The following is a 12283-nucleotide window of genomic DNA, read 5'->3' as shown; positions in this document are numbered from 1 at the left end:
TAAAATAGTTTATATGAAAGTAAAGGTATTTATTATTATGTTAATATTGTTTAGTTCTTGTTCAACAAAAAGCCAAGTAATTAAACCTATTATTTCCGAAGTTGATGTTACAGATATGAATTTGTATAAACCAACTCCATATAGATCGGACGGAGCAGGATATGAAGGTAGCGATTTTAAAAATTTACCTAAAAGCAGAAAGAAGATATTTAGTCATATTTCAGATAAAAATGATACAGATGCCTTAAATGAATTAATTACCAATTTAAATGCTCTTGGAGGAGGTGAAATAACCATTACTAAAGGCGATTACAAGTTTAAAAATGTAATTTTAAAATCAAATATTCATATCATCATTGAAAGCGGAACCATAATTGGATTTGATGAAACTAAAAAAGGAAAAGCATTTTTATTTAATGTAGGTTCAGGAGATAATGCTCCCTTGGTTGAAAATGTAAAATTGATTGGTTTAGGGAATCCGGACAATAGACCTAAATTGGTTTTACATAAATTCGAAAATACTTTTTGGAGAGCCGTTATGATAGGCTATGTAAATAATCTATTAGTCCAAAATTTTACAATTGTTGATGATTTAACAAAAGGTGCTGCTATTGCTTTTAATCCTTCAAAAATAAATGATGAAACTGTAAATATTGCTAATAACGTAACTATTACCAATGTAAAATTAACTGGTGGATCTATTGGTTATGGCTTGGTTCAAACAAATGTAGGAGAAAATATTTTACTTAAAAATTTATCTTCGGAAGGTGGAATGACGTGTAGAATTGAAGCTCATACAGGAAGACATTATGATGTTGGTGTAGCAAACATTGTAATTAAAAATATTGTAAGTAAAAACGGAAAAGCGGCAGTGCTTTTACAACCACATTCAGTTGAAAATGGTAGAATTTTGGTTGATGGAGCAAAGTCGATAGGTAGTACTTGGACACTGTTTTTAAAAAATGGTTTTGTTGCTAAAGATTCTAAAAGAAGGTTAAGAGGTACATTTGCTCCTAATTCTACATTTAAAAATATTAGTTTAATTTCCACTGATAATACAGCAACACTTTCATATAAAAATTATGTTTTTATTCCTGAAGAATTAAAAAGTTTATACAATCCACCAAACTTTAATCCTGTTAAAAATGATGCTAACAATCCTTCTGAAGAATTAGGAAAAGAAAGTGCTATAAAAGGACCTTCAGTAGCTGTTATTTATATAGATGCCAAGTATCCATTAGGTTTACCAGAAGAATCAGAAATTGTTTTAGAAGGGAAAACAGAAAATCGTTTAAAAATATTAGATAAAAGGTAAATTTACGTTAACCTTAATCGGTTTTCTCATCCATTTCTTATGTTAAAAATAAATGAATTAGTGAGTCTTCCAATTTAGGTTTCATTTACTTTTGAAGCATTTGTATGAAATTCTGAAATAAATTAAGAATTACGTTTTACAACATTAAAAAAGCCAGCAAATTTGCTGGCTTTTTATTTTTTAAGAATCTATTTAAATTTTAACAGCTGTTCCTGAAGAAGTAACCATTAGCATTCCACCACTTTTACCAACAGTTTCATAATCTAAATCAATACCAACAATGGCATTAGCCCCAAGTTTTTGAGCTTGTTGTTCCATTTCTTTTAAAGCAGTGTCTTTAGCTTCTCTTAAAACTCTTTCATAAGATCCTGAACGCCCACCAACAATATCTCTAATTCCTGCAAAAAAGTCTTTAAATATATTGGCTCCAATTATAGTTTCACCACTTACAATTCCTAAATATTCTTTAACTGGTTTATTTTCTATGTTATTTGTTGTTGTTAAAATCATCTTATTTTTTACCTTTTTTAGTGTCTTTTAATTCTTCATGAGAAGATTCTTGAACTTTATTAGCTGCCACTAAACTAGTAACCATATCATTCAACATACTGCTGGCTGCATTAGGATTGTTAGGTAATAAAATTAAATTAGATTTTGTATCAGATCCTATACTTTGTAAAGTATCATAATGTTGTGTAATTACAATTAATGCAGAGGCTTCTTGGCTATTAATACCAGCTCTATTTAAAACATCTACACTTTCTTCTAATCCACGAGCTATTTCTCTACGTTGGTCAGCAATACCTTTACCTTGTAATCTTTTACTTTCAGCTTCAGCTTTTGCACGCTCAACAATTAAAATACGCTGCGCATCACCTTCGTGTTGTGCTGCAATTTTTTCACGATCGGCTGCATTAATACGGTTCATTGCAATTTTTACTTTTTCATCTGGATCAATGTCAGTTACTAAAGCTTTAATAATATCGTAACCATAATCTAGCATTGCTTGTTTTAAATCACGTTGAATTGCTATTGCTATTTCCTCTTTCTTTTCAAAGACATCATCTAGTATCATTTTTGGAACTTCAGCTCTTACAACGTCGAAAATAAAGGCTGTAATTTGCTCATGTGGATTCTGAAGTTTGTAAAAAGCATCATAAACGTGATCTTTTCTAATCAAAAATTGTACAGATATTTTTAAATGAACAAATACATCATCTTTAGTTTTTGTTTCAACAATTACATCTAATTGTTGTACACGTAAACTAACACGACCAGCAACTTTATCAACAATTGGTATTTTAAGCTGTAAACCAGCACCACGAATACTTTGGTATTTTCCAAAGCGTTCAATTACTGCATTTGTTTGTTGTTTAACGGTGAATAGACCTGTTGCAATAATTACAACAAGAATAAATATAATAATATAAGTTCCTATCATTTTAATTTTTTTTAAAAAGGTTAATAAGTATTTTTAAAGATACAATGTTTTAAATATTATTTAAAAGCAAATTGTAACTATTTGTATAGTAACTAATAAAAATGTTACAATTTATAAAAAATACCTTTTAAATTATGAACCAATACTTGAATGTTTATATTTGTTTTTTAAAAATAATTTATGAAAAAAGTTTTAGCAAGTGTTATTACGGTAGTAATATTGGGTATAGCACTTTATTTCACCGCAATTTATTACATTACTTATAGTGAAGGTTATAGAGCGGGAGAGCTAGTTAAATTTAGTAATAAAGGGTTGATATTTAAAACTTGGGAAGGTGAAATAAGCCAAGGTGTTTCTGAAGCTCAGGTATTTACATTTTCTGTGGAAGATAAAAATAAAGACGTTATTAAATTACTAAAAGATTTTCAAGGTAAGGATGTAAAACTAACATATAAAGAACGTTTTTCTACGTTTCCTTGGTTAGGGGAAACAAAGTATTATGTTATTAAAGTTGAAAAAACAGAATAGATTTTATGAAGAATATATTTAAAAAACCAGAAGAATCAGAAATTATTTTAACAGAATTAATGTTGCCGTCACATTCCAATTTTAGTGGAAAAATTCACGGAGGATTTATTTTATCCGTTATGGATAAAGCTGCTTTTGCTTCTGCATCAAAGTTTTCTGGTGAGTATTGTGTAACGGCTTCTGTAAACAGAGTAGATTTTTTAAATCCTATTGAAGTAGGAGAGTTGTTAACATTACATGCGCAAGTTAATTATGTTGGTAGATCATCTATGGTTGTTGGTATACGAGTAGAATCTCAAAATATTAGAACTGGAATTATAAAACATTGTAATTCGTCTTATTTTTCAATGGTTGCTAGAGATGAAAACGGAAAAGGAGTGCAGGTTCCTGGATTAATTCTTTCTAATGAAACGGATATGCGTAGATTTTTACGTTCAATAAAGCATATTAAAATGAGACATGAAAGAAATATAGAATTTAGTGCTAAGAATTTTCAACCTGAAAAATATAAAGATGCTTTAAAAGATTATAATGTTAAGATAGAGATGTAAAAAAAGGAGCTAATTAGCTCCTTTTTTTGTTATTATCCTTTTAAACGATTGTGAAGAATCTTTCACTCCGTTTTTCATACCTGCGCTGAACCTATATGTTTGTCTGTTTTTACAGGAATGACAATTAATTTACAACGTATCTATTGCTTTTTTAATTCTATCAATTGTTTGTTGTTTACCAATCATTTCAGCAATATCAAAAAGGTGTGGACCTTTCATAGCGCCTACTAAACTTAAACGAAATGGTTGCATTACCTTTCCAAAACCAATTTCTTTTGAAGTAATCCATTCTTTAACTATAGTTTCTATAGAAGCGGAATTAAAATCTTCAATATTTTCGATAATAGAAATTAATTCTTGCATTAATTCAGCAGTACCTTCCTTCCAGTTTTTCTTTGAAGCTTTTGCATCAAATTCTGTTGGAGCTTCAAAAAAGAAACTACTTAAATCCCAAAAATCATTTACAAAAGTTGCACGTTCTTTTATTGATGCAACTACTTTTTCAATAAATGATATTTCAGAAGAAATACCTTTTTCTTTTAATACTTCAGCAAACAAAACAGCCAATTCTTCATTTGGTTTTTGTTGCATATATTGTTGATTAAACCACTTTGTTTTGTCTGGATCAAAACGCGCTCCAGATTTATTAACACGAGCTAAATCAAACGTTTTTACTAATTCTTCTAAACTAAATAATTCTTGTTCAGTACCTGGGTTCCAACCTAATAAAGCTAAAAAGTTAATAACAGTTTCAGAAAAATAACCATCTTCTTTATAACCACGTGAAACTTCTCCTTCAGGATTTGTATACTCTAATGGGAAAACAGGAAAACCTAATTTATCTCCATCACGTTTGCTTAATTTTCCTTTACCTACTGGTTTTAAAATTAGTGGTAAATGTGCAAATTCTGGAGCATTCCATTTAAAGGCTTCATACAAAGCAATATGAAGTGGGAGGGATGGTAACCACTCTTCACCACGTATTACGTGTGAAATTTCCATTAAATGATCATCTACAATATTTGCTAAATGGTATGTTGGCATTCCGTCAGATTTAAACAAAATTTTATCATCTAAAATTTCTCTTTTAAATGTAACGTGTCCTCTAATTATATCATTTGCTTCAATAGTTTCAGCATCGTTATTCTCTGGATCATACATTTTAAAACGTACAACATATTTGTCTCCGTTAGCAATTCTTTTTTCAACTTCTTCTTTAGAAAGTGAAACAGAATTATTTAATTTCGAACGGTTATGCCAGTTATAAATAAATGTTTTTTTGTTTGCTTCGTGATCTTTTCTGTGGACATCTAACTCTTCTGCAGTATCAAAAGCGTAATATGCTTTGTTGTTTGCAATTAGTTCTTCAGCATATTTTTTATACAATTCTTTACGTTCAGACTGACGATATGGTCCAAATTTTTCATTTTTACCAGGCCCTTCATCATAAGGGATATTACACCAGTTTAATGAATTTATAATATATTTTTCAGCATTTGCAACATAGCGTGTTTGGTCTGTATCTTCAATACGTAATACAAAAGTACCGTTATGTTTTTTTGCAAATAAATAATTAAAAAGTGCTGTTCTAACTCCACCAATGTGCAAAGGACCAGTTGGACTTGGAGCAAATCGTACTCTAACGTTGTTCATTTTTTGTGTTTTAAAGTGCAAAGATAATTTATCAACAGAAATAAGTAAGTTTTATTTATAAAAAAAAGGCTGCCCGAAAGCAACCTTTAAAATCAACCCAAATTTGATTTCAGAAACTCTTTGATTTTCAAAGAATATTTTTTTAATAATAGAGGGACAACAAAACTTTATTTTTTAATATGTTTGTTTCAATAATTTGATCGTGGCATGAGTTTTTTGTTAATTTATTTAGTAAAATAAAATTTACTAGTATCAATAAAATAAATAAAATAATTAATTTTTTTCTCTTATGTTTAATTGAATAAATTTTCTTTGAAAACATATTGCCTTTAAATATTTGTGTAAAAGTATTGACAAATTTTAATAATTTTGCAGGGGTAATTACGCTAATTAAGGGGGGGAATACCCCCTTTTTTTATTTAGATTTAAAAAAAAGTTTAACTTTAGCTAAAATTATAAATAATGGGTAAAATTAGTTTAAAAGAAGGTATAGCACTTAATCAAAATTTTGTAAATACAAGATCAGCTGCAATAGATAAAGCTATAGGAAAAAAGGATGCTTTATCAAGTTGGTTTTCTATTGAAGAATTGAAAGAGTATATAAATTATGTTGAAAAAGAAGGAGAAGCAAAAGGAATTAATATAAATGGAATACGTGTTTATTTTGGTGCTTATTCTAAAAATATTAAGAATGAAGAAAAGAATAATTTATCTACCGTTTTTTTAGTTCCAACTAAATTAGATAGACAAGGGGAAATGCAAAAAGATGGCTTAAAGTCTAGTGAAAACCCTGATGTTGAAGATATTGATGGATTAAATGATGGTGGTTTAGGGAACCCGCCTTCATCAACATATCCACAATAAAGTTTTTAAATGCCTGTTTATACATATCCGTTATTATATTCTATAAGTATTTTTATTGGAATATATAATTATAAAAAGTTTTCGCATAATAAATATTTGAAGTTATTTTTAGCTTTTTTAATATATACATTCATATCAGAAATAATTGGGAATTATTTAGGATTAGTTTTAAAAATTAGAAACAATATTGTTTATAATACGTGGAACATTTTATGTTTTCTTTTTTATGCATATTTCTTTTTAAGTAGAATAAAAAATAAAAAAAGGAGAAACAGTATAAAGGTACTTGTTGCTTTTTTTAGTGTCTTTACTCTTATCAATATATTATTTTTCGGAAATATTATAGAGATACCGTTAATTTATAATTTAGTTTTAGCTAAATTTTTAGTAGCACTAATTATAATTATTTATTTTGCTGAGTTATTAGGAAGTGATGAAATATTAAGTATTCAGAAATCTTTATTCTTTTGGATTAGTTTAGGAGCTTTTTTATATAATATTTCCTTTTTACCAGCAATTGCTCTTTATAGGTTTACTTCTATTAGCGGTTATTGGAATTATATAATTTTAAGTTTAAATATTATACTATTGTCTTGTTTTATTATAGGTTTTATAATTAGTGAAAAAGAATATAATTCTTAATAGATGGATCAAACGGAAATTCAGTTATTAGTTTTAATAGTTACAATTATTGTAATTGTTTTAGCGGCTACATTAGTGGTTTTTTTATTGTATTTTCAAAAGAAAAAAATTGGTTTTATTCTTAAACAAAAAGAAACTCAAGAATTGTTTGAAAATGAAATAAATAAATCTAAACTTGAAATACAAGAACAATCACTTCGAAATATTAGTTGGGAAATTCATGATAATATAGGTCAATTATTATCTGTTGCTAAAATGCAATTAAACATGATTCAATATACATTACCAGATGAAGAGAAAAATAAGGTAGTGGAAGTAAAAAATATTGTTGGTAAAAGTCTTGAAGAGTTACGAGGATTATCTAAATCTTTAAATCCAGAAACTATTAAAAATAAAGGTTTAGAAGAATCTTTAAAATTTGAAATTGATAGATTTAATAGATTGGATGTTATTGAGGCTAGTTTAAATATAAAGGGTGAAACCTTTAATTTATCAAACGAAAAAGAAATAATATTATTTAGAATTTTGCAAGAATTTTGTAATAATACATTAAAGTATGCAAAGGCTAAAAGCTTAATAATAACTATGAATTATTTAAAAGATCGTGTTGAAATTTCTGCTGTAGATAATGGTATTGGTTTTGATTTAAAAAATAATTCTAAAGAAAAAGGAATAGGTTTAATAAATATTAAGAGTAGGGCAGAACTTATTGGAGCTGAATTAAATTTAGTTTCGGAAGTGGAGAAAGGAACAAAGTTATATATTAGTTGCTTAAAATAAATTGATTTTAATATGAGTGAAAGTCCAATAACTATTTTTATAGTAGATGATCATAAACTATTTTCATCCTCATTAAAGGGTTTAGTTTCATCGTTTTCTAATTTTAAAGTTTCAGAAGTTTTTAATGATGGTGATGAGATTGTTAGCTTTTTAGAAGATAAGAACAGTGTACCAGATGTTGTTCTTTTAGATGTAAAAATGAAACGTATGGGGGGAATTGAGACTTGTGGGTGGTTAAAGAAAAATTTTCCAACTATTAAAGTTTTAGCACTTTCAATGGAAGAAGATGAAGAAATAGTTATTGGGATGTTAAGAGCTGGTGCAAAAGGATATTTACTTAAAGATATAAATCCTGGAGTTTTAGAACATGCAATTAATGAAGTTTATAAAAATGGTTTTTATTATACTGAAGAGGTTACCAATACACTTTTAAACTCATCTGAAAACGGGTCTTTAAAAAACAACGTAGTTTTAAAAGAAAGAGAACTGGAGTTTTTAAAATTAACGGTATCGGAAAGAACCTATAAGGAAATTGCCAATGTTATGTGTTTAAGTCCCAAAACTGTTGAAAATTATAGAGAATCTTTGTTTGAAAAATTAGAGGTTAAAACTAGAATTGGACTTGTGTTATACGCCATCAAAGAAAAAATTGTGATTCTTTAATGTATTTTTCCTTATTTTTATCCGTTTATAATGATATAAAATAAAGAATTGAGCAATTTTAAAAACATACAGGATAAAATACAAAAATTTATAAGAAAGTATTATACCAATGAATTAATAAAAGGCATATTACTTTTTATATCTATTGGTTTCTTATATTTTATTTTCACACTACTTGTTGAATATTTTTTATGGTTAAAACCAATTGCAAGAACTATTTTGTTTTGGTTGTTTGTATTAGTTGAAATTATACTAATTTCAGTTTATATAGTAATTCCTTTATTTAAGTTATATGGTTTACAAAAAGGTATTTCTCAATTAGAAGCTTCAAAAATTATTGGAAAACATTTTCCTGAAGTAAGTGACAAACTTTTAAACATGTTGCAATTAAATAATATGCAGTATGATTCAGATTTAATTAATGCAAGTATTGAACAAAAATCTAGTGAACTTAATTTAATTCCTTTTAAAAAAGCCGTAAATTTTAAAGGTAATTTAAAGTATGTAAAATATGTTTTTGTTCCTTTTATTATTTGGTTTGTAATTTATTTATCTGGGAATCTACAATTGTTTAATGATAGTTTTTCTAGAGTTGTACATCATAATATTGCCTATGAAGCTCCAGCTCCTTTTTCAATTCATGTTTTAAATAAATCGTTAAAAGTTGTTGAGGGAAAATCTTTTTTATTAGAAATTGAAACTAGTGGAGAAGTAGTCCCAGATGATATTAAAATACATTTTAATAATGAAAATTATTATTTAGATAATAAAAATATTGGTCAATTTTCTTATGAATTTTCAAATATATCTAAACCTATTAAATTTTATATAGTAGCAAATGAAGTTACATCTAGAGAGTACATTTTAGAAGTAGTTCCTACGCCCAATATTATAAATTTAAAAATGGTATTGGAGTATCCAAAATATACCGGTAAACAAAATGAAGTAATACAGAATACTGGAAATGCAATTGTTCCACAAGGAACTTTAATTACATGGCAAACAGATACAAATCAAACTGATTCAGTTGCTTTTATTTCTGGCGAAAAGAAGATATCTTTTAATCAAGTTAATAAAAGTTATTATAGTCTTTCAAATAGAATATTTAGGAATACAAATTATAGAATAACAGCATCCAATTCAGAATTAAAAAATTATGAAGATTTACATTTTGAAATTGATGTAATTGTTGATGAGTTTCCAAAAATAATTGTTAACTCTAATATAGATTCTATTTCATATGGACCAGTGCATTTTATGGGTCAATTAAGTGATGATTATGGTATTAATAAATTAGAATTGGTTTATTATGATAAAATGAGTCCAGAAAAACAAAATAAACATAAAATAAATATTGTAAATACCACGTACACAGACTTTTATTATGTGTTTCCAGATGATATTGCAATTACAGAAGGTGTTAATTATGAAATGTATTTCCAAGTAGTAGATAATGATAGAAACAGTGGAGGAAAAAGAACCAAAAGCCAAGTTTTTAGTTATTACAATAAAACTAAAAAAGAACTTAATGAAGGTTTGTTGAAAGAGCAAAAAGATAATTTAGATGTTATTTCAAATACAATTAATAAGACTAAAAAGAGTAATGCTGAAATGAAAAAGTTTCAGGATGAAATTAAAAAGAAAGCAACTATTAATTGGAATGATACAAAGAAATTAGAACAGTTTATAAAACGGCAAGAACAATATAATAATCTGTTTAAAAAAGAAACGAATAAATTACAAAAGAACTTAAATGATCAACCGGAAGATGGTATTTTAAAAGAAAAGAAAGAGGATTTAAATAAGCGTATAGAGGAAGCAAAAAAAATTGCTGTTAAAGAGAATCTATTAAAAGAGTTGGAAGAGTTGTCAAAAAAAATTGAGAAGGGAGATTTAGTAGATAAGATAAAAGAAATAGCTAAAAAGAATAAACAAAAAGAAAAAAGTTTAGAGAGAGTTTTAGAATTAACTAAACGATTTTATGTTGAACAAAAGGCAAATCAAATAGCGGAAAAATTAAAAGACCTTTCTAAAAAGCAAGACGAATTAAGAAATGATGATGCGGAGAAAAATAGTTTAGAAGAACAGAAAAATATAAATAAGGATTTTGAGGATATTAAAGAAGAACTAAAAAATTTAGATAAGGAAAATGAAAGCTTAAAAAGACCAATGAAACTTCCAAATAGTAAGGATGAAGAAAAGGAAATCTCTGAAGAATTAAAAAATGCCTTAAAAGAATTAAATAAAGAAGAACGTAAGGAAGATGGAGGAGATCAAAATAACAATGCTAAAAATAATCAGAAATCAGCTGCAAAGAAAATGAAAGAAATGGCTGATCAATTTGAAAGTTCTATGGCTAGTGGAGATGGTGAATCTATAGATGAAAATATTGAAGATTTAAGAGTAATTGTTGAAAATTTAATTGAATTTTCATTTAAGCAAGAGAGTTTATTAAATAAGTTTTCCTATGCAAATAATCAGGATTTAGATTATGCTTTTAATTTAAAAGAACAGCATGTTTTGAAAGAATATTTTGAGCATATAGATGATAGTATTTATATGTTGTCATTAAGATTAGTAAAAATGAGTGAGAGTATTCAAAAAGAAATTTCCGATGTTCATTTTAATATTGATGAATCTATTTTAAATTTTTCTGACAATAAAATTAATAATGGAGTTTCAAACCAACATTTTACTATTACGTCTGTAAATAATCTAGCCAATCAGTTAAGTAATTTGTTGGAAAGTATGATGAATGCAAAGATGAGTATGGGAAAAGGAAAAGGAGATTCTCAACAATTTTCACTGCCTGATATTATAAAAAAGCAAGGTGAATTATCTAAAAAGTTAGAGGATGGAATTAAGAAGGAAGGTGAAAAAGGCAAAGAGAAGGACGGTAAGGATTCTAAAGAAAAGGGTAAAAAAGGGGATAAAGGAGATGGAGAAAAAGGTAACGGAAAGAATAGTGGCAGTGATAATGAAGAAATGAATGAAGAACTTTTTGAAATATATAAAGAACAGGCGAAACTTAAAGAACTTTTGAATGATCTTTTAGGTAAAGATAAAGGAGATTCTAAAAAAGGAAATGGTGATGCTTCAAATAAAATGGAGGAGTTAGAACAGTTGATTTTAGAAAAAGGATTTAGTAGTGATGTAGTTGAAAAAATGAAAGAATTAAATCATGAACTTTTAAAATTAGATGAGGCGAAAAAAGAACAAGGAGATGATATAGAGAGAAAATCTAATTCAAATTTAAAGAGTTTTGAATCTAGATCTATAGATAGAATTGAATTAGAAAAGTTGTATTATAATTATAATGAAATTTTAAATAGACAATCATTACCTTTGCGCGGAATTTATAAAAAGAAAGTTCAAGAATATTTCAAAGTAAAAGAGTAAGTATGATAGTTTTTAATTACGAAATTGATTATAAAATTGAGAATGAAACTAAAGTTCAAGAGTGGATTTCTAGGTGTATTGAAAAGAATGGTTTTGAAGAAGGTGAGTTAAATTACATTTTTTGTGATGATGTTTATTTGCATAAATTAAATATTGAATTTTTACAGCATGATACTTTAACGGATATAATTAGTTTTGATTATACCTTAGGAAAGCTTATTTCTGGAGATATTTTTATTTCTATTGATAGAGTGAAGGAAAATTCAAAGGATTTTGATCAAGTCTTTGAGATTGAATTAAATAGAGTGATTATTCATGGTATTTTGCATTATTGTGGGTTAAAGGATAAAAGTGATAGCGAAAAGACAGCTATGAGAAATGCAGAGAACGATTGTCTTGAATTATTTACTAATTAAAAAAAGTGTTCCACGTGGAACAGTCTATATA

General features: G+C 27.1%; 11 protein-coding genes. 8 read left to right on the top strand and 3 right to left on the bottom strand.

All coding sequences use genetic code 11. The features are described from left to right. Positions 1 to 13: 13 nt before the first annotated feature. A complete protein-coding gene (locus tag DAD81_RS04515; protein ID WP_111707044.1) occupies positions 14 to 1315 on the top strand; it encodes a hypothetical protein in 1302 nt (433 codons plus the stop codon). 192 nt (positions 1316 to 1507) lie between these two features. On the opposite strand, the gene DAD81_RS04510 is transcribed toward DAD81_RS04515, so the two are convergent. Then, positions 1508 to 1825 carry a heavy metal-binding domain-containing protein gene (locus DAD81_RS04510; protein ID WP_111707043.1) on the bottom strand — a complete coding sequence of 106 codons (318 nt, stop codon included), beginning with the start codon at positions 1823 to 1825 and terminating at the stop codon, positions 1508 to 1510. A gap of 1 nt (position 1826) precedes the next feature. Continuing rightward, the gene (locus DAD81_RS04505; protein WP_111707042.1) at positions 1827 to 2756 is read right to left on the bottom strand and encodes an SPFH domain-containing protein; all 930 of its coding nucleotides are present in this window, start codon (positions 2754 to 2756) and stop codon (positions 1827 to 1829) included. A 180-nt stretch (positions 2757 to 2936) separates the two neighbouring features. On the opposite strand from DAD81_RS04505, the gene DAD81_RS04500 reads away from it, so the two are divergent. Together DAD81_RS04500 and DAD81_RS04495 are read left to right on the top strand one after the other, a co-directional pair. Next, positions 2937 to 3284, top strand: a complete 348-nt coding sequence (locus DAD81_RS04500; protein ID WP_111707041.1) for a 6-phosphogluconate dehydrogenase — start codon at positions 2937 to 2939, stop codon at positions 3282 to 3284. A gap of 5 nt (positions 3285 to 3289) precedes the next feature. After that, on the top strand, positions 3290 to 3835 hold the full coding sequence (locus DAD81_RS04495; RefSeq protein WP_111707040.1) for an acyl-CoA thioesterase: 546 nt from the start codon (positions 3290 to 3292) through the stop codon (positions 3833 to 3835). 129 nt (positions 3836 to 3964) lie between these two features. Here DAD81_RS04495 and gltX read toward each other — a convergent pair whose 3' ends face one another. Next, positions 3965 to 5488: a glutamate--tRNA ligase gene (gene gltX, locus DAD81_RS04490; protein WP_111707039.1), complete on the bottom strand. Its 1524-nt coding sequence runs from the start codon at positions 5486 to 5488 to the stop codon at positions 3965 to 3967. A 462-nt stretch (positions 5489 to 5950) separates the two neighbouring features. Here gltX and DAD81_RS04485 point away from each other — a divergent pair, with 462 nt between their 5' ends. From DAD81_RS04485 to ybeY, 5 genes are all read left to right on the top strand, one after another. Continuing rightward, complete coding sequence (locus DAD81_RS04485) at positions 5951 to 6352, top strand: hypothetical protein (RefSeq protein WP_111707038.1); 402 nt, start codon at positions 5951 to 5953, stop codon at positions 6350 to 6352. Positions 6353 to 6997: 645 nt separating this feature from the next. After that, positions 6998 to 7774: a sensor histidine kinase gene (locus tag DAD81_RS04475; protein ID WP_111707036.1), complete on the top strand. Its 777-nt coding sequence runs from the start codon at positions 6998 to 7000 to the stop codon at positions 7772 to 7774. 12 nt (positions 7775 to 7786) lie between these two features. After that, positions 7787 to 8437, top strand: a complete 651-nt coding sequence (locus DAD81_RS04470) for a response regulator transcription factor (RefSeq protein ID WP_111707035.1) — start codon at positions 7787 to 7789, stop codon at positions 8435 to 8437. A 48-nt stretch (positions 8438 to 8485) separates the two neighbouring features. Next, entirely contained in the window at positions 8486 to 11836 is a 3351-nt protein-coding gene (locus DAD81_RS04465; protein ID WP_111707034.1) for a DUF4175 family protein, read from the top strand. Positions 11837 to 11838: 2 nt separating this feature from the next. After that, entirely contained in the window at positions 11839 to 12252 is a 414-nt protein-coding gene (ybeY, locus tag DAD81_RS04460) for an rRNA maturation RNase YbeY (protein WP_111707033.1), read from the top strand. Positions 12253 to 12283: the final 31 nt, after the last annotated feature.

The sequence above is a fragment of the Lutibacter citreus genome, from assembly GCF_003260195.1.
GTDB lineage: Bacteria > Bacteroidota > Bacteroidia > Flavobacteriales > Flavobacteriaceae > Lutibacter > Lutibacter citreus.
The sequence above is the reverse complement of the archived record's forward strand: the minus strand, read 5'-3'. Positions and strand labels throughout refer to the sequence as shown.

Excerpts from the sequence above, each read along its gene's own strand:
- DAD81_RS04475 (WP_111707036.1), top strand. The coding sequence starts at position 6,998 with ATGGATCAAACGGAAATTCAGTTATTAGTTTTAATAGTTACAATTATT.
- DAD81_RS04470 (WP_111707035.1), top strand. The coding sequence starts at position 7,787 with ATGAGTGAAAGTCCAATAACTATTTTTATAGTAGATGATCATAAACTA.
- DAD81_RS04515 (WP_111707044.1), top strand. The coding sequence starts at position 14 with ATGAAAGTAAAGGTATTTATTATTATGTTAATATTGTTTAGTTCTTGT.
- DAD81_RS04485 (WP_111707038.1), top strand. The coding sequence starts at position 5,951 with ATGGGTAAAATTAGTTTAAAAGAAGGTATAGCACTTAATCAAAATTTT.
- DAD81_RS04495 (WP_111707040.1), top strand. The coding sequence starts at position 3,290 with ATGAAGAATATATTTAAAAAACCAGAAGAATCAGAAATTATTTTAACA.
- DAD81_RS04505 (WP_111707042.1), bottom strand. The coding sequence starts at position 2,756 with ATGATAGGAACTTATATTATTATATTTATTCTTGTTGTAATTATTGCA.
- DAD81_RS04510 (WP_111707043.1), bottom strand. The coding sequence starts at position 1,825 with ATGATTTTAACAACAACAAATAACATAGAAAATAAACCAGTTAAAGAA.
- DAD81_RS04500 (WP_111707041.1), top strand. The coding sequence starts at position 2,937 with ATGAAAAAAGTTTTAGCAAGTGTTATTACGGTAGTAATATTGGGTATA.
- ybeY (WP_111707033.1), top strand. The coding sequence starts at position 11,839 with ATGATAGTTTTTAATTACGAAATTGATTATAAAATTGAGAATGAAACT.
- gltX (WP_111707039.1), bottom strand. The coding sequence starts at position 5,488 with ATGAACAACGTTAGAGTACGATTTGCTCCAAGTCCAACTGGTCCTTTG.